Genomic DNA, 17,495 nt, shown 5'->3' with positions numbered 1-17,495 from the left:
TTTTTAATTAAAGTTAAAGTTGGCAGTGAAATTGTTTTTTAATTAGTTTATAAGAACTGATTGTAAAATACACTTAGTAATTCTCGGACGATAGCCCACTTCTATAAACTGTTGGGGGGCTTCATCGATATCACATACGAAGTTTCATTGAATATATTTCACTTATTAGGCCTTTTACCTTTTTTATATGAATTTTATCATTTTCTTTGTCTAACCCCTCCAAAACCTTAGTGCATAAATCAACATACATGTCCACAAAGACCTTTCTTTCTTCCGCAGTCCCTATTTCCCATAAAGGATTAACCCATACCTCATCTAATAGTTGAATAATTTCTTTAGGTGAATCGTTCAAATGACTCAAAAGCATTTCTGAAGCTTTAGAAAAGAGCAAAGAAGAGTTTAGAACTGCATGCATACTTTTGCTTGGTGTATATGAAATAAATTTGAAAAATTGAATCGAGGTTTGGAGATCAGGCGTTGTTAATAAAGCTTTAGTAAAATAACTAAAACCGGTCATAGCAAACTCAACAAATCGATGACACCATTTGTCTTTTGCGGTATACGTACATTTTGATTCCATCCAGCAATTCATCATTCTTAAAAATAGAACTGCAGTTTCAGGATATTGCCATAAAGATTGATAATCGATGGTAGACCAGAAATCTTTCATTTGTTTGTTGACTTTCTTAGAACACGAATGACTCCAATAAAAGGCCAGTGTAGCTATGCATAAATAAGTTAAGGGGCATCTTTTGAATTGGGCTCGTTCATATAAATCATCAGGAATAAGGGGAGAATAACTACGAGAGTCTATTTTGCTAATGAAATTATAACCCAATTGATGAGTTGCATTGCAAACAGGCAAATCATCTACTTTGCTCAAAAAGATCTGTAAGATACTGATGAGTTGAGCTCCTGAACAATGAGGATGGGCATTTGTAAATTTTGTCATGTAATCCTTACAACGCTCGGTGCTATCGGTTGAAGCAAACTCTTTTACTAGAGCATCCATCGGAGAGGATATGGTGAGAGCATAAGGGTAGCGGCTACGTCCAGAATGTGCCTCTTGTAAGAGGAAAAACAATTCTTGGCCTCTTTCCACCTTATTAAATAGGTCTGGAGAGACTACAATTTCGATATAGTCTTTTAACAACGCTTCTTTTGTTTCCGGTTTCAATCTATGATTATCCATGATACGTAATAGAAATAGGTACCAAAGGTTCTCCCATTTCTGGGGTGAAACGCTTTTTTGATAATTTGATTTGAATATGCTAAGGAATCTAAAAAAATAGTGATCTTCATCGTTTTCTTTGATCTGACGCTCACGTTTTCTATCTGAAATTATGGCAGCAACTTTTACAAAGCAAGTTACGAAAGCTTGTAAGGCAGGTATATTCGATGAAAGCGATTCAGAACAGAGTTCGGCAATATGAAGCCATGAATCATTTTGTATACACCATTTGTCAGGACTTAAAAATTTATTGAAAAAATCCATGGTGTTAGATTCATTTTCAAATGGCCAAAAATGCTTAACAAAATTGATTTGAGCGTACTCATATCCATAATAGGGCTGGTCCCATAACGGTTGAATATCGCAATAGGGATCAAAAGAAGGGTCCTGTTTTAATAAATCTAAACCTTCTAAAATTAAGGGACGCCAGTCACTTTTCGTCCAAGATATATCAGACCAAATTTTCATAAGAACTTTAAGTAACTCAGGTCCTGATCGACTATCATCTTTTATGATCTTTTCTAATAACTTAATATCATCTAACAATCTCTTAGATTTTACATCTTCAGCATGCTTTGGAACTATCTGTTTCCATTCAGCATAAATGCTCTGGCAATAGGGGAGGATTCCCTTTTTGACTTGAATAACCGCTTCATGAGTTGTTTGAGAATCTTTTCGCTTTTCTCTGATAAAATTAAGAATAAGGGAGGGAATATCTACGTCCGCAGCAGAGGTCAGAATGATTGGATTTGGCGTGCTCGTGCTTGAACTAGGAGAGGATGTTGTGGAAAAAGATTCAATCATAAATTTAATTAACCCTAAAATGAAACTAAGTTATTTTATCTTGCTAGTTTGATTTTATCAACTCAATAAATAGGAGATAAATAGAAAGTACGCGTTTATTAATAGAAGGTCGCTGAGTTGATACACGCAAGTGGTAAACTAGCGTAGTATCGAAGTGATAGATGATTGAGTGATCAGTCACCTTTTATTTAATATTTCAAATCAAAATTCAACAAGTTCCAATGGTAGATAAACCAGAAAAACCCTGCACACGCAAATGCTAGAAACGTGCAGCAGCAACAGGCCATGTTAGCAGCGTCAAAATGATCACGGACAAACTAAATCCAAGGACAAAGTAGTTAAAACTCTGTTTATCGAGCGTGTTATGTACTTGCTGAAATACCGAGGAAGGATAATAAGTATCATAATTCACCTAGAAATTCCAGCAAATGCTATTAAATGCGTATTTCAATAGAGCATAGCTTAGGTGAGGCATGTCAAAATACACATGGGCAATCGCTTATTTTTTCCAAGTAGTGTTATGTGGTTATGCATTACTCGAAGCAGAAAACTCAACCACTCTATCTTTTCAAGAAGCCCTCGAGCCTATACTTAAAATGCAAAATGAAGGTAAGTTGGATGGCACTGTACTAATAGCGAAAGGCACTCAACAAGTTGTTTTACTAGACAATTCAAATGATAAATTAGACCCATGCCAAGGATTAGGTGGACAATATCTTTTAGCATCTACCGGAAAGCAGATGATAGCCATCGCTGTTCTAAAAGCCATCTATGATAATGCGTCAGGAACAACTGATGAGATTCGTTTACAGAAAACTAAAGAAGCAATCAATAGCGCTTTGATCCACTTTCTTCCCGCAACCGATAAAGTATGGAATGGAAAAGTACCTGATTGGGCAAATAAAATCACAATACATCAAATGCTTTCTCATCGATCCGGATTACCCGAATATACTAGTTATCCTGCATTTTTTGAAAAAGACATAGAAGGTAAAGACTTCAGCAAAAAACACCATGAAACGTGGGAAATATTAAAGATCATCGAGGGACAGCCCCTGAATTTTGAGCCAGGAACCTCTGAAGCATATAACAATACAAGTTACACTTTGCTAACCGAGGTAATTCAAAATATTACAAAAATGCCTGCAAAAGACTATATGAACAAATATTTATTTAAAGAATTAGGAATGCATGATACTTGGGCTGTTGATCAAGGGACAGAAAGTTCATTACGAAAGCAAAAAGAGACTAGATGTTTGTTAAAATCTATGAAATACAACCCCCTATCTAAATCTCAAGAGATTTATACAATTGAAGATTTAGATGACATCGGTAAGGGGGGAGGTGTCTCTATAGTCTCAACAGCAATCGATCTTTTAAAATGGAATCTTGGTGTACATAGAGACCATTGCTGCATTCCAAAGGAATTATATGAACAATTTATCTATCCTCATTCAAAAGGTCCTTCAGGATATGGTTATGGCTATGGCATAGCTAGAGATAAGTCCAAATTTGGTATCGCTCTTAATCATTCATCAGGATCGGTTCGCAATATTTATGTGCCCTCAGAAGAGTTAAGTCTAATAGTACTCACTCACGTTGGATACGATTGGGATCGTGTAGAACCAATCATTCAATCACGAATCGACGAATTGGTTAACTCCTCCTCCATGAATCGCCAAGAGGCTGATCAACAAGCTTTAAAAGAAATATTAATTCAGTACCCTGTCAGTGATAGAGGTTTCGAGGGAATAGTAAGTATATTCAACAAGTATTTAAATATATCTCCCTAACTTGAGGTAAATAAAGGCAGGGCAGACCTTACCCCCTATCACTTATATTAATGAGTTTCGTTGCCAACAAGGTGTTGTGACTGAATCCATTGTTGGCCGAAGAACTAGCACTTGAGATTTTTTTTCTCAGCTTGGATTCCATATATGCCTACGTCGTAGTGTTGTTGGTCTGTTGATGTTTTGAATACTTTATAGGAAGCCAAGCTGCCTTTGCTAAAGAATGTGTGTTTAAAGTGAAGAATCAGTGGTCATTAAAGAGCCCTAGGAATGAATTCCCTGAGTGCCCAGGGCTCACAAATAGCCAAAACTTTACCGTTTGTATAATGGCTCACTACTGCAGAGTCATCTTCAAAATAGGCCAGGAAAGTGAGTCTTGGCATTAGTTTTTCCATCGCACATATTCAAACGTTTGAGAAGACTGAGTTATTCAAAGTGTGGGCTAAAACGCTCCATGGAAACTTTCCTTTAAGATGAATGAATTGAATGTAAAAGAATCAATTGATTTTTTCAATTGGATGGAGGCAGAGGTGTAATAAGAAAGGGGGCAAACCTGACCCCGATTAGGACCCCATAATCGCGGAAATTACGGGTCTATAATATTCTGTAGGCATGATAAAGCAATTAATGAAATATGACATGTTTCCAACAGGCTTGAAAGAAATTATTCTAGGAAATGAAAAATCTAAGCCAGAAATTGCTTACGTGTCATCGTTAAAATGATTACTCAAACTACTAATTTACTTAGATCTCTATATAATTTAGGAAAATTGTTTTCGGCACCAGAAACTCTATTTACTTTTGTTAAATCAAAACAGGCAAAAATTCTTAAAACAAGTGATCTAGATTTTTCTGGAATTTCTTTTTGATGTTGAAATATGAAACTATACAAATCGTGGGGATCATCGAAGCGTTTAAAAAATATTCTTCCATTTCTTTCTTCAAAATTATTATTCTCTTCGTCTATATGAAGTAGATCTAGAACAACTTGAAAAGATTTTTTTGAATCAGAAAAGTATCTTATATAAGATGCACCAAAAATATCTAAAGTCTCTACTGTATTAGCAATACCAATAAGTTTCGGATCTATCCATGGTTTTGTTTTGTGAAATTCTAATAACGATGCTTGAATGACTCTTAGACGTTTTCCCTGCAGTGTAACTTTAGGAACTGAGTATTTTATGTCGTCTTTATCAAAGTTCTCTTTAACTAAACAGCGTAGAGCTTTTTTTACATATTTTGGAGCGTCTTTAGACCAACCAAAAGTAGCAATTTTTTTTTGGGTTTCTTCAGGTAATGATATTTTTTCTATGACAGAGTACTCTAGCATTTGAAGCAAATATGACTCTATTGCAACATTTTTAGTTTGTTTTGCCAAGTTAAAAAAATTTAAAAAGTAGTAACAAGTTTTCCAAATGAAATTTAATTCTAGATATCCCTGGGGCGTAACATATAGAGCATTATCCATATTATCTATATGTTTTAAATATAGATTAATCGATTTTTCAATTTGATTTTCAGATAGGGTGATGCCGTTTAAAAGAAAGGCATTTATGTCTGAGTGATGGGGATCAAAGCCTAAAGGATACATTACATTACCTGTATTAAAATAAAATAATATTATAACATATTATGATTAATAATTTCAACTATTTAACTTCTAGTGCGATTATTGCTGAGTGATTTTATAAATATTAAGTAGTTAGCTTCAATCGCGAGACCAATCATTATTTGCCCTCAACGTCCTTAAGAATAGCATATGTTCTGCTGTTTCTGTCTTCCACCAATTACCCGCTATTTTAAGCCTTTTTTGAATCACATATCTTTGGCTGTTTTCAATTTCTCCTGATTTCAGAATTGCGGGCCTGAACCCAATTACTGATCCCAGTCACCAGTCACTTTAGCCTTTATCCTTTCTATTTTATACTTTAGTATGTTGGGGACGTTGTTGCTCTTAACTTGCGGCTACCGAATGAATAATTTAGCAGAATCAATGAGATTTTATTATGACCACTTCCACAAAATGCCAGTAGAAGATAAACAGACAGTGATCATCCCTGCAGTACGACTTCAACTATTATCGAAAGGTAATTTAAAAGCTTTATACCATCGTGTAGTCGCCACAAAGAAAACAGCGCGTATAGGCCGCTTCTCAATGGTATGTTTCATCCCGTTTCAAAACACACCTATGTACAATAAAAAAGAGTATGGAAGTATGCAGGCACATGACATTGGATTTAACTACAATCAATCTCATGATGAATTTGCAAAGCTTTTTTCTTAAAATCGCTTGCTAACATAAAGTGAAAGTGGGCAGGCCTGCCCCCTATCTTGAAAGTTGTTAAGAAACTTGTGTGTTTAATAAGGTAGAGAAAAGAGTAGCCCATTCTGCTTCTGCTTTTTCATTTTTAAGCATTTTAATAAGGCCTTCAAGTCTCATTGCAGAAAAAAATTCGTATTTTGCTTGAGGTGCTCCCTCCTGTTCTATTTTTAATAGCTGATAAGCATTTTCGTATTGACCCGCACTACACATATTATAAGCAACTTTCGTAAACGCAACCTGTCTAACTTCCGGATGTTCAATTGTCTGAATAAAAACTAAAGCCTCAGAAAAATCATTAGTTTTAGTTGCTTGAGAAAGAAGTACTTTTACTTTCTCCATTTCTGTTTGAAATAATTTCTCCCATTCCTTATGAGCAGTTTTTAAAGCCTTTTTAGGTAATCCATCTAACCCTGAATAGCATAAGACAGCCCTAGCAAAGCCTTTTAAGAATGTATCCTCTAATTGATTTGCATGCAAAAGGGCACTTTTAAAGGATCCTGAGCTTGATAAAGTCTCTAAAACAAATTCCATATTTTCTTTAGAAACTTTTTTAAGCATATGGAAAGTGAGCGTATCAATCCCTTCTTTAATATTTTGCTTAAAATCATCGGGGTACTGAAGCATTTGAGCATCAAGCTCTTTCAATAGAGTCACAGCAATATCGATTTGACGAGTATGCAGTTTGCGAGCGAAATCAGTCGCTGGAATTTTTTCAATACAACGGCGAGCCGATTCAATATCGCCACAGTTAAGATAAGCTTCAATTTGGGTTTGTGCCAAATTGGCGCGAGTTAATCCTTCAATAGAATGATCAAAATTTGACAGAGCATCTGGAGAACCAAAAAGGGCAAGATGCCTAGCATAGTTCAAGAAAGCATGACAGCCTTGTTTTGTGGGAAGAGTTTTTATGAACCTGATCATTTCGTCATAATCTTCGATATTTGCTGCTTTTGATTCAATGAGCTCATCTCTTGCATGGTTTTTAAGTTTTTTCACAATATCTTCTACTTGTGAAACCGCTACATCTTGAATGGTTTGACCTTTGAGATTTGTATAAGGATGTGCGCCAGCTTTTAAAAGATACTGCACAACAGCACGCTGTCCTTTTTTAGCTGCATAATAGAGCATCGAATTTCCTTTTGGATCTGACATATCAATCCAGCCGCCACGCTCAATAAATTTTTGAACGATAGATAAATCGCCCGTCTTCGCAGCTTTTAATGCAGATGGATCAAAATAATTGTTTTGTTCTGAACTTATAGGCTGCATAAAACCCTCATTTTAATTAATCGAAGTTATAGTATTTCAAGGTATAAATAAATATAAAATTACATCGCACTTAGTTTTCTCTAGTTAAAAGGACGATTATATTCTGTTCCAGAGATGGGGGTAGAACTGCAATTTTAACGATAATTCGTTATTTATTAGCTAATTGATCAGTGTAAGATATACCATTGACAAGGTTTCATTTTTTTTAATTGGAGTTTAGGCATATGGTAGAAATGTAAGCAAGGTATTGAAAGATTGGATAATAATGTTATTTATGTGATAAATCAGAGGTTAGCCTCTTTGTAGGACTCTGTTTTCTTGCTGCTGTCTATTGAGGGTTTTTGCATGCATACTGCATAAAAAAAGGAAAACTTTATGAGATTTTTTAAAAATCAGTTCAGAACGATGTTAGCTGTATTAGCGATGATGATCAGCTGTGAATCTTCAGAACTTTTAGCCTTTGTTAGTGCAGATCAGCCAATGACTGGAATAAGCAGTACAGGGAACATAATATCCATATGGAGCGTGTATGATAATGCGAATGCTAGTTATGTAATAAGAACTAGCACATGGGATTCGATAAATGGTTGGTCGTCTAATGCTACAATTTCAACTATCCCTAGCCAGTCATTTAACCCTTTACTTGCAGTGAATGGGACAGGCAATGCTGCAGTTATATGGACTACATTGGATACTAATAATCTTCCTACACTCCAAGGAAGAATTTACTATAATGGAGCTTGGGACTCAGGCCCAACACAATTTTCTGCAACAGATGAGTCTATAATTTCGTATAAACTCAAATTAAATGATAGTGGTGAAATTTCTGTCATCTGGAGTTCCTATCCGCCGAGCAGTAGCGATAGTGCAGTATACGCTTTGACAGGAAGTACCGTTGCTGGTGGATGGAATACCGCTAGTGGTATTACTAAAATCAGTGATTAATCTATGGGTGGGAAAAATCGGTCAGAATGACACGCTTGTGGATTTCGTTTGATGGGCAATTCTCTATGTATCTCTTAAAATTCAAGACTGGATGATATCCTGTTATTTGAGGATCTATGATTTTTGAAAAATCTATTAAAGTATCTCTAAGCATCTTGAATAAGGAGAATCCAGATAAGGATTTGAAGTTGGCTGGTAATAAAGGCACCAAAGCTTATTAATTAGTTTTCTTAACCTTATCTAAAGTTTATCATAGGAAGCGTTCAGCCTTTTATATCCTGACCACTGTATGTAGGGAACCATATATGGAGATTCATGATCATGTAACCTCACCTTGCTTTGGGGTAGATTGGATTCCACTTTGTCTGCCGTCCCACTATTTGTAAATAAGACCCCACTCTCGAGTGGGGTCTTATTGCCCTTTAAAATGTAATAATAGAACGCTATTGACTTACAAGGCTAATAGAGAGAGCAACTGATGGAGAGACTGGTTCACCTACTGGAGCTATAGTTAAGAGACCAGCTCCACGTCCAACAGCACTTACAGACTGGAATAGATCTATCTGATCTCCAGCATTGAGAGGGATTAAAATTGAGATTGTAGAAATTCTAACATCAGTTGCGAGTGTTACGTTCGTTCTGCTATTTGTACGAGGGACATCTGCTCCGTTTAGTCGAATCCAAAAATCGATATTTGTTGAACCAGCGATAGTTTCACCTACTTGCGAGGAAATTGTAATCACGTAAACACCAGCAGTAGGAAAGATAATAGCTGAAGTATTGGGAGCATGCGTAATCCCATTGAGCACTTCATTTGTACTCAGTGTTACGATTGTAGGATTTGTCGTGCCTGGGGTTTGCGTTGTTACATCGGTAATTGAAGCATATGGAACTACACCTAATCCAGCTGGTCCCGGTGCTCCAGTAGCACCTGTTGCTCCAGTAGGTCCGGCAGGTCCAGCGGGTCCCGTTGCTCCAGTAGGACCAGCAGGTCCCGCTGCTCCAGCAGGTCCAGTTGGTCCCGTAGGGCCAGGGGGACCTTGAGGTGGCTGAGAACAGCCATTATTGCAAGAGCCCGAAATTTTATATAATTCTAATTTATTATTTCCATTTGCTTGAGACTTTAGAAATGCTTCTAATACGGAAAGAGAAGCGTTTGGCTCCTTTAAAATATTGCCATCTACTTTTCCATAGAAAACCGCACGAGTTGCATCAAACTCTCCAAAATCTCCAGAATATGATCTCTTTAATGTGGAAACGTTGCCTATCTTATCATAGTCGATTTCTACCAAATCTCCCTCTAATAGAGTTTTTTTTGCTAGCAAACAAGAATCGTTTTTGACAAGGTAATCATATGTGCATGGAGCTACGCGCGACCCTCGGACTTCTGTCAAGACTTGAGTGTTGGAACCATTTGAAAGGACAAATGGGGTAAAACTATACTCTATTACTTCTCCATCGTTTGTAGCAACTTTGACGATATTATTACCTTCAACAACTTCATAATGAAAGTTCATTGAAGAAAGACTATCATTGTTAGAAGCATTGTGCCATTCAATGGAACTTGGATTTCCATCTCCATCATATGAAAATAAGAGATGATTGCCACTTGGGTATGTTTCTTGAACAAGCGTAAAGTATTCAGAAGAAGTTAGTTGTTTGTCCGATGAAGGGAGGAGATTTGCTCCAAGTAGAGAAGGCAATCGATCGACTTTTTGATACGTCCTATTTGTACCATCTGCTAAAACAATTTCACAGGTTTCTTTATTATCAAAAAGATTATTTCCGCGATAGGAGAGAAGCTCTCCGCTAGGACCTTCCACATATGCTACCGTTCCTTTAGAATCTTTTTCTAAAATAAGAGCGCTTTGGGGCAAAATCTTCCATCCCATTCCCTGTTTTGTTTGATAGCTTCGTTGCAAAAGAAAGAGATCTGTTCCTTCAGCAATAGTGAGATCTATTGTAGATTCATAATAGTCTCCAGTTCCTACGTTAACACTTGTTGCAGCCAACTTATTGAGATCAATCGCTGAAGGCGATGAAGCGTGAATAGGTATGGAGCCAAGGCACGACAGGATGCAAAGAATGCCAAAAAAGCGATTTAAGAAATGCATAATTTTGCCCTTTAGATAGTTAATAATTTTTCGTCCAGCAACGTGTGTTATCAAGAATGATCAAGTCATTTCTTTGTACAGAACCTAAGCATCGATTATTTCGACATGAATTATCGCAACAACTTGGTCGTAGCTTACAGAAAAAGAGGTCAAATGGAAGTTCAATTCCCAATATTGCTTGCACACACGTATCATAAATGGAATCATGAGATACTTTGAGCTCACAAGATAAGTAATCATTACACTGAAAATTAAGACGACACTTGCCTCCCCAGGAGTTCTCAAACTCATTTTTTGAGTAATAATAGGGGCCTGCTGCCAAATAAACATTAAAACAATCACATTGCCATATAGATGAACCAACTTCAGCATCAAAACCAGTCAATGCAAAAATGTGCGGCTGGCAGGTGACCACAAAGTTACCAATATACTGATCAAAAACCGTAATAGGACCGCGATGATCTTTGTTTCCTAATGGAACATACGCATTGATGCGAAAATCCCAGCACGATCCGAGTGATTCAAATCCAATACCAAGTTGATGAAAACCTTTGAAACAACTTTCTCTGTAGTCATAAAAAAGATTGCCTCCCCAATAACGACAGGTACATGGATCCATGTAACGTATACCAAGGCCGATGTTTGTTCCCCATTTGCCGTTGTTGATTGAATGCTCTTTAAAATCAATGAAGGGTAGCCATTGATTGTCAAAGCAAGCGCCTGCAAAAAAACCTAGCGTTCCATAATTTCGATCCACGCCCACAGCTTTTCCAACAGCATATTTAAATTCAACAAGTGATATAGTTGTACATTCATCCAAAACAGAGAGAGAGTATTGATTCGCCCATGAATCAGGTTCAGCCTGCGTCTCTGCAATTTCTGGAGAGTAATGAAACTCATCATGTTGAACACAGGATAAGTTCATCGTAAAAAATAGACTTGATATGAAAAGAGCGACAATATAAATTTTAACGTTTCTGCTTAGCTTCATATTTTGACATCGCTTTTTGTTAAAAGTCACAAAATAATTTGATATATATGTAAGCCTGGATTGCACACAATGTATATTTTTCAAATTCGTCGATAAAGTAAAGAGAATGGCTTAAATTATTGTGTGAGTCAGATTTTATCAAAATCAAAAAATTAGTAGAATTATTAAAAGACGCAAATGAACTCACAGCTATCCTTATTACAGTTTCAAAGAATACTAAAGCACTGATAGCTAATAAATAAGTTATCTTTAATCGTTTTATTTCATTTTTTTTAAAAAATATCTATAATAAATTTAAGTGAGTTTCTTTTTAATATTCTATTAATGGGAGAATGTTATGAGTACCTCTAGTTTTAATTCTAGTTATTCCCCCTCAGATTTGAGAACGGCTTTGACCTTGGGAGAGGTTGATTCTCAAGGATTTAAAGATTTAATGGATGTGAAAGCTTTTTATACACATCCCCAACTATATACTGTTGCACAGGATGTATTAAAAGAAGCGCTTAAAGGCAACGATTCTAGGCAAATTGTAAGAGTATATAGCGTCCTTACCTCTAAAGATGTCAGCAGTTTGCCCGGCTTTTTCGGAAGATGGGGCCTAAACAGTTCTATTCAGCAATGTGAAGATAAGTTTACACAATCCTTTGATGATTTCTTTAGCAACCATACCGCCTTAGTTTCCAAATCGGATCGCAACAAGGCCTATTTTGATGAACATTTAAAAGACCATTTCAACGCAATAGAAGGGAGATTTAAACTCTTTAATAGAGACGTAGAAAAAGAACTTCTAAAAGACTGGCATACAGTTAAAACAGCACTTATACACGATGACTATGACACAGCAAAAGTAGCGTGGGATAAAATTCAAAGAACTACCATTCTTCATTTTTATGATAAAGACTACCTAACTCTTCAGGGATGCGATTTAAAAAAATTTGATCAGCAGGGGGCTGAGATATTTCTAAAAGAAGGACTTCAGAAGTTGCAAACTTACTTGAAAGATGCTGCTACAAAACCTCAAACTTTTGCTAAGAATGAAGAACCAGATGAAATTGAAGACCTTATAGAAAGCTTTACATTTGTATCTACAGACATAGACCCGGTAGAAATAAGAAATGAAAAAATCAATGCGCTAATTTCTTCTGCTACTAAATTTAGAGGAGGGTCAGACGGGGACTTAGGGGAATTAAATACGAGTGATATCGACATTATCAACGGCGCTCTGGAAAAAGCCCCAGAAGCATTTCGCGACCTGGAAGTCAAAATTCAAAACGATTCTGCCCAAATAGATGCCTTTTGCAAGTTTCTACCCAAATGTACAAATTTGAGTACACTTAAACTAGATCTAGGATCAGTCAATGCAATAGAAGGCAAAAAAATCCTTGAATCTTTATTAGCTCTTGGCAGAGAGGGCAAGCTAGAAAATCTTCATTTAGCGAATATAAAAAAAACCGAAGTACTAGATAGCTTTCTAGACAGTTTATCAACCACAACATCTCTTAAAGAGCTTAAAATTGAAAATTACAGAACAATTGAAGCACTGACTGAAAGGCAAATGTCTTTAATTGTAAAACTAGTAAAAAATATTGCGAATATTAAGGAAATTGATTTTGAAAACACGACTATCTCAAAAGCCGCCTTAGACCTATTAATAAAGGAAATAGGGGCATTCCAAGACAAGCGTCTTTCCTTTTCAGCTAATTTAGTACATCCAGATTTTAAGTCCAAAATAGGAGAAGCAGAAGCCACTCCTAAATCAAATTTAAGCGTTTCATGGTATACTTATCGAGAAAACGGAAGATGGATTCGTAAGTGATAAATCATTTTATTCTCATGCAGAACTGTATTCAGAAGCTCAAGAAGTTTTTGCAAAGTTTAAAAAAGTGGAGGCGGGAGAGATGCATTCACTTTTGACTGGGAAAGATTCAAGATTTTCCCTACAAAAGGGGTCAAGAAAGGAGTCAGGCCTGACCCTTTTATGACTCCTTTATCTCTATCTTTTTAATCAGAGGCCTTCGATATACAGGAATCAAATATTTTTTGTACTTTTTCAGGGTAATATACTGAATAGGAGTTTAACCAGGCTCTATTATTCATTACTTCATTATTGCATTTTTTAATTTCATCTTTTGTCGCCAGACGCATTCTTAAGTTTGCATCTATTAATTTTGAATTAGTAAGAGCATATGTACTATACTTTCCATGGATTGAAACCACCTCAACACTATATCCATGTTCACTAGACGACCAATTATCTACTTTATTTTTAATATATCCATAACAGACAGTTTGATCCTCAAAATGATATACATCTTTTTTATTAAAATAAAAATCTGATGTTTGGTAAGCTACAAAGGAGCCTACGAATGGAGAAACGTCTCCCCAGTTATTAATTGAAATATAATCATTATTGACTGGCATAATAAAGCCTCTATATGTTTTAAGTTTTTTATTAATTGTATGGTTATATTTGTTAAATATAAAGTTAATTAGTTTATAGCTTCAACTTCAATATAATAAACAAAAAATAAAATATCTCATTTTTTTACAAAGCTTCTTGGAAAATAGGCATTTGATGGACTTTTTTATGTAACATGGATAAATCAAACCCCGGCAGGGTGCCATGTGTTAGCTCCGTACGTGAAGGGGTCAGGCCTGACATTCGGACATTTTTTAGATCTTGAAATAAAAATTATATTAGGAGTCCAGAGGGCCTCTGGCCCTATGACGGAGGATTTTTAAGGGGGCAGGACCCCCTTAAATGGGGGCGGCTGGACTCGAACTAGCGGAGACGTGTACAGTAGGGTTCCTTTCCACGCACAGGCTTAAACTAGAATACATAGGTTTAATACAATCAATTAGTTTTGCAGTCAAGTGCGTAAAAATGCGTAAGTGATAGTATGGGATATTAATAGGGTCGTCTATGAAGATAGAAAAAGTACCATTACCACAAATATGTCATAAATATCCGAATGAACGAATTGGTGTTATTATCTGAAGGAAGAGCCGTATGCATTAATATTGCACGTACGGATCTGTGCGGGGAATGTCGGGTAACCGACATTCCTACCGTGACCCACAATCATTGATTTGTATTTTTCGGTTGACCAGTAATTTTCGATTTTGAAGATCTTATGATTATTCCTATACTTCAGCAGTATGATAAGTTTATGCAAAATACTTAATAGAGATTACTGGATTTAAAACACTAAAATATAAATATATAAATGATTGAAAATTATCCTTTATACAAAAAATGCCAAGCTACAACATGGCCATCTTTTATGGATAACATGGAATTAGTGACATTCTCTGAGATAGAGCCATTTAAGAAAAACTTGGAACCTTTTCTACTGAATAGCGAAGCACTCAATAGCATTTTGATCGGGACGCTATTACAGGCTAATGAAGCTGCAATACTGAGTCTGGGAACATGCTGTCAAGGATCTAAACTTGAAATTGCTTGGATGCTGACACATGATAAAGTGTTGATGTTGACTGAAGGTAGCGAAAAGGCTCTTCATTTATTAGCAGATCATTTTTCAAAACAACCTCAAGACATCTACAGAATAAGGGGAGCGGCTTATTCTGTTGATACATTCATTAGACTAAGTCGTCTTGGTAATTGTAAGAGCATGATGCAAAATGTTTACCAGCTAGATAAAAAGGTTTTGCAGAATCAAACTCCTGGACAGCTTAGAAAGGCAGAATTATCTGATACCACATACCTTCAGTCATGGGTTGAGAAATATATTACCGAAGCAAAACTCGACCCCGTAGATCCAAATGGACTCTTAAAAACTCTGATTGGGAAGGAGCGTTTGTATTTGTGGGAAAACAACAAGATTATTCTATCGATGGCAGCATGCGCAGGGCCCACCTTTACAGGTATTCGGATTAATCTTGTTTTCACGCCCCAAGATTACCGTGGAAAGGGTTATGCCTCTTCCTGCGTAGCAGAATTAGCGAATCATCTTTTGGAACATGGATATAGCAAATGCTTTATTTTTGCAGATCAAGAGAACCATACAGCAAACACCATTTATAAAAAAATGGGGTTTGCTTTAATGGGAAGCTACATGGATTGCAAGATTGCTAAAGATACTGAAGCTTCCTGACCTGGTTTGAAAAAATCCCGTACAGTCCAATGACAGTTAATAATGCTCCAAAACTAAAAAAGGCGATATTGTAGCTCACACCTACAGGTGATGAAAAGCTTGGCTCAATGAGATAGTCAACTAAAATTCCAGCAATGACTTGTGCGATTGGTACCGATGATTTCGAAAGAGCTCGTCTGACAGCAAAGAAACGCCCTTGAATTTCGACAGGAACTCTACTCTGCCAGATGCTTCGATTGGTTGCATTAATAAATGGGATAATCCCCATAAATATGCTTAAACCAAGTCCCCAAAATAGAGGATGACGGGATAACCCGATGGTCATCACCCCAAACACGCCAAGGAAAACAATTGCTATCATATTGGAACACGCGAGATATCTGTCACATAGAAAATCATTGATATTTGATAAGAAAAGCGTTTCGTTATGAATGCAATTGAGCTAGATCGCTCTGACTTGCGCACTCAAGTACGTAAAGATTGCGTAAGTGATAAAAAGCTGGAGCCAAGCTGAGCATGTTTTGCAAATTCAAACGTATTTATGGGTATTACGATAAAGAGGAATTGTGCCAGAGATTAGCAGGTTTTTATTTATGTACGCAAGAGAACACAATCCTCCACACATTCATGTGTTTTGTGGAAACCATGAGGCCGTCTTAGACATTCAAAAATTGAATGTAATTGAAGGAAATATACCAGCAAAAAAACTAATTCTAGTAAAAGCTTGGATGGTGCTTCGAAGCAAAGAATTAATGAGAAACTGGGAAAACCTGTCACAAGGTGCTGGATTCGAAAAAATCGAACCATTGAGGTAACAATGTTACATGCTGTAAAAAAAGTAGAATATATAAAAGACTACAAACTGAAATTAACTTTCAGAAACAAAGACGTTAAGATTGTCGATTTAAAAGATGAACTTTGGGGACTGATGTTCGAACCTTTAGTAAATATTGAATATTTTCAACAAGTAAAAATAGATGGAAGCACAATTGCTTGGCCTAATGGAGCTGATTTTTGTCCAGATGTCCTCTATGAAATAGGAAAGGAAGTTAAAGAAAACAAACGTGGACCAATCAAAAGAACAAGACATTCTACATCTGCCTTAAGAAGTAGCAAGGGTAATATTGCTGCAAAATCTAAAAGTTAACGGGATTATTAATTCGTTAAAGTTTTTTGCTTTTTAGTCTTTCTTAAGCTTTAACAAGCAGGCCGTAAATTCTTGAAGATCTTTAGCGAACTTTAAATAGGACAAAGTGGTATTCATCCCAAAGTTTTGCAAACCCTAAAATCGTTCCGTTATCATTAATCTCGAGTAGCTGTTGGATATTTATTGTATCAGTCGAATGATCATCAATTAGATCGACCATGCCGTCCATATGTAGAAGACAGGAATGGTGTAGAATTTGGGAAGAGGATACAACAAGAAGCAAAATGTAGCAACAATCTACGCGAGGGCATTATTTGCTTGGAGGTAAAGTCCCCAATGCTGCTTAGAGATAGCTGCAAAACTATGCTGTTATTATTGTCGCTCCGAGGCAGTATTTACTGTCGTTTCCTTTTTCCAATACCCCATGAAAGTCCCAGACAAACAATTTTATCAATTAAGTTCCTCGTTAGGGTTATCTTATTGGATTTATTTATTAGCCATTTGAGCTTTGGTATTCTTTGAAACTGTAATAAGAATAGCTGTGAGTTCTTTTGCTTCTTTTAATAATTCGACTAGTCTTTCGGCTTTGATAATGCCTGATTCACCCAGCAATTCAAGCCAATACATCGATTCTTCAAGCTCTTGTAGGGCTCCATCGATTTTGGCTACGAATTCAGCCTTGCTTCTGGATCTTATGCTTTCACGATAATGAGCACCTACAGAAGTACCACAGCGCAATCGCTGTTTACCTAATACTTGAGCT

At 36.4% G+C, this 17,495-nt stretch carries 16 protein-coding genes; 7 read left to right on the top strand and 9 right to left on the bottom strand.

Features of this window, described 5'->3' with window-relative positions:
- Positions 1-130: 130 nt before the first annotated feature.
- Positions 131-2,035, bottom strand: a complete 1,905-nt coding sequence (locus WC222_08870; protein MFA6916495.1) for a hypothetical protein — start codon at positions 2,033-2,035, stop codon at positions 131-133.
- A gap of 473 nt (positions 2,036-2,508) precedes the next feature.
- On the opposite strand from WC222_08870, the gene WC222_08865 reads away from it, so the two are divergent.
- Entirely contained in the window at positions 2,509-3,828 is a 1,320-nt protein-coding gene (locus WC222_08865; GenBank protein ID MFA6916494.1) for a serine hydrolase domain-containing protein, read from the top strand.
- 724 nt (positions 3,829-4,552) lie between these two features.
- Here WC222_08865 and WC222_08860 read toward each other — a convergent pair.
- A complete protein-coding gene (locus tag WC222_08860; GenBank protein MFA6916493.1) occupies positions 4,553-5,416 on the bottom strand; it encodes a hypothetical protein in 864 nt (287 codons plus the stop codon).
- 402 nt (positions 5,417-5,818) lie between these two features.
- Here WC222_08860 and WC222_08855 point away from each other — a divergent pair, with 402 nt between their 5' ends.
- Entirely contained in the window at positions 5,819-6,109 is a 291-nt protein-coding gene (locus WC222_08855) for a hypothetical protein (protein ID MFA6916492.1), read from the top strand.
- A gap of 57 nt (positions 6,110-6,166) precedes the next feature.
- On the opposite strand, the gene WC222_08850 is transcribed toward WC222_08855, so the two are convergent.
- The gene (locus WC222_08850; protein ID MFA6916491.1) at positions 6,167-7,417 is read right to left on the bottom strand and encodes an ankyrin repeat domain-containing protein; all 1,251 of its coding nucleotides are present in this window, start codon (positions 7,415-7,417) and stop codon (positions 6,167-6,169) included.
- Positions 7,418-7,792: 375 nt separating this feature from the next.
- On the opposite strand from WC222_08850, the gene WC222_08845 reads away from it, so the two are divergent.
- A complete protein-coding gene (locus tag WC222_08845) occupies positions 7,793-8,362 on the top strand; it encodes a hypothetical protein (GenBank protein MFA6916490.1) in 570 nt (189 codons plus the stop codon).
- Between the two features lie 443 nt (positions 8,363-8,805).
- On the opposite strand, the gene WC222_08840 is transcribed toward WC222_08845, so the two are convergent.
- On the bottom strand, positions 8,806-10,476 hold the full coding sequence (locus WC222_08840) for a hypothetical protein (protein MFA6916489.1): 1,671 nt from the start codon (positions 10,474-10,476) through the stop codon (positions 8,806-8,808).
- A gap of 19 nt (positions 10,477-10,495) precedes the next feature.
- Entirely contained in the window at positions 10,496-11,467 is a 972-nt protein-coding gene (locus WC222_08835) for an inverse autotransporter beta domain-containing protein (protein MFA6916488.1), read from the bottom strand.
- 337 nt (positions 11,468-11,804) lie between these two features.
- Here WC222_08835 and WC222_08830 point away from each other — a divergent pair, with 337 nt between their 5' ends.
- A complete protein-coding gene (locus tag WC222_08830) occupies positions 11,805-13,283 on the top strand; it encodes a hypothetical protein (protein ID MFA6916487.1) in 1,479 nt (492 codons plus the stop codon).
- Positions 13,284-13,468: 185 nt separating this feature from the next.
- Here WC222_08830 and WC222_08825 read toward each other — a convergent pair whose 3' ends face one another.
- Positions 13,469-13,888, bottom strand: a complete 420-nt coding sequence (locus WC222_08825) for a hypothetical protein (GenBank protein ID MFA6916486.1) — start codon at positions 13,886-13,888, stop codon at positions 13,469-13,471.
- An 872-nt stretch (positions 13,889-14,760) separates the two neighbouring features.
- On the opposite strand from WC222_08825, the gene WC222_08820 reads away from it, so the two are divergent.
- A complete protein-coding gene (locus tag WC222_08820; GenBank protein MFA6916485.1) occupies positions 14,761-15,585 on the top strand; it encodes a GNAT family N-acetyltransferase in 825 nt (274 codons plus the stop codon).
- On the opposite strand, the gene WC222_08815 is transcribed toward WC222_08820, so the two are convergent.
- Entirely contained in the window at positions 15,563-15,946 is a 384-nt protein-coding gene (locus WC222_08815) for a hypothetical protein (protein ID MFA6916484.1), read from the bottom strand. The genes WC222_08820 and WC222_08815 overlap by 23 nt on opposite strands.
- Positions 15,947-16,178: 232 nt before the next feature.
- Between WC222_08815 and WC222_08810 the strand changes: the two genes are divergently transcribed.
- Positions 16,179-16,400: a DUF4160 domain-containing protein gene (locus WC222_08810; GenBank protein MFA6916483.1), complete on the top strand. Its 222-nt coding sequence runs from the start codon at positions 16,179-16,181 to the stop codon at positions 16,398-16,400.
- Between the two features lie 2 nt (positions 16,401-16,402).
- Positions 16,403-16,732: a DUF2442 domain-containing protein gene (locus WC222_08805; GenBank protein MFA6916482.1), complete on the top strand. Its 330-nt coding sequence runs from the start codon at positions 16,403-16,405 to the stop codon at positions 16,730-16,732.
- A gap of 82 nt (positions 16,733-16,814) precedes the next feature.
- Here WC222_08805 and WC222_08800 read toward each other — a convergent pair whose 3' ends face one another.
- Positions 16,815-16,952 carry a hypothetical protein gene (locus tag WC222_08800; GenBank protein ID MFA6916481.1) on the bottom strand — a complete coding sequence of 46 codons (138 nt, stop codon included), beginning with the start codon at positions 16,950-16,952 and terminating at the stop codon, positions 16,815-16,817.
- Between the two features lie 266 nt (positions 16,953-17,218).
- Positions 17,219-17,495: four helix bundle protein (locus WC222_08795; GenBank protein MFA6916480.1), on the bottom strand; the 277-nt coding region annotated here is incomplete at its 5' end.

This window comes from Parachlamydiales bacterium (assembly GCA_041671045.1).
Classification (GTDB): Bacteria; Chlamydiota; Chlamydiia; order Chlamydiales; family JABDDJ01; genus JABDDJ01.
Note: the sequence above shows the minus strand (reverse complement) of the source record. Positions and strands in the feature narration are given on the sequence as shown.

Coding starts and splice junctions, on each gene's coding strand:
- WC222_08870 (MFA6916495.1), bottom strand. CDS start 2,035: ATGATTGAATCTTTTTCCACAACATCCTCTCCTAGTTCAAGCACGAGC.
- WC222_08865 (MFA6916494.1), top strand. CDS start 2,509: ATGTCAAAATACACATGGGCAATCGCTTATTTTTTCCAAGTAGTGTTA.
- WC222_08860 (MFA6916493.1), bottom strand. CDS start 5,416: ATGTATCCTTTAGGCTTTGATCCCCATCACTCAGACATAAATGCCTTT.
- WC222_08855 (MFA6916492.1), top strand. CDS start 5,819: ATGAGATTTTATTATGACCACTTCCACAAAATGCCAGTAGAAGATAAA.
- WC222_08850 (MFA6916491.1), bottom strand. CDS start 7,417: ATGCAGCCTATAAGTTCAGAACAAAACAATTATTTTGATCCATCTGCA.
- WC222_08845 (MFA6916490.1), top strand. CDS start 7,793: ATGAGATTTTTTAAAAATCAGTTCAGAACGATGTTAGCTGTATTAGCG.
- WC222_08840 (MFA6916489.1), bottom strand. CDS start 10,476: ATGCATTTCTTAAATCGCTTTTTTGGCATTCTTTGCATCCTGTCGTGC.
- WC222_08835 (MFA6916488.1), bottom strand. CDS start 11,467: ATGAAGCTAAGCAGAAACGTTAAAATTTATATTGTCGCTCTTTTCATA.
- WC222_08830 (MFA6916487.1), top strand. CDS start 11,805: ATGAGTACCTCTAGTTTTAATTCTAGTTATTCCCCCTCAGATTTGAGA.
- WC222_08825 (MFA6916486.1), bottom strand. CDS start 13,888: ATGCCAGTCAATAATGATTATATTTCAATTAATAACTGGGGAGACGTT.
- WC222_08820 (MFA6916485.1), top strand. CDS start 14,761: ATGGAATTAGTGACATTCTCTGAGATAGAGCCATTTAAGAAAAACTTG.
- WC222_08815 (MFA6916484.1), bottom strand. CDS start 15,946: ATGATAGCAATTGTTTTCCTTGGCGTGTTTGGGGTGATGACCATCGGG.
- WC222_08810 (MFA6916483.1), top strand. CDS start 16,179: ATGTACGCAAGAGAACACAATCCTCCACACATTCATGTGTTTTGTGGA.
- WC222_08805 (MFA6916482.1), top strand. CDS start 16,403: ATGTTACATGCTGTAAAAAAAGTAGAATATATAAAAGACTACAAACTG.
- WC222_08800 (MFA6916481.1), bottom strand. CDS start 16,952: ATGGTCGATCTAATTGATGATCATTCGACTGATACAATAAATATCCAA.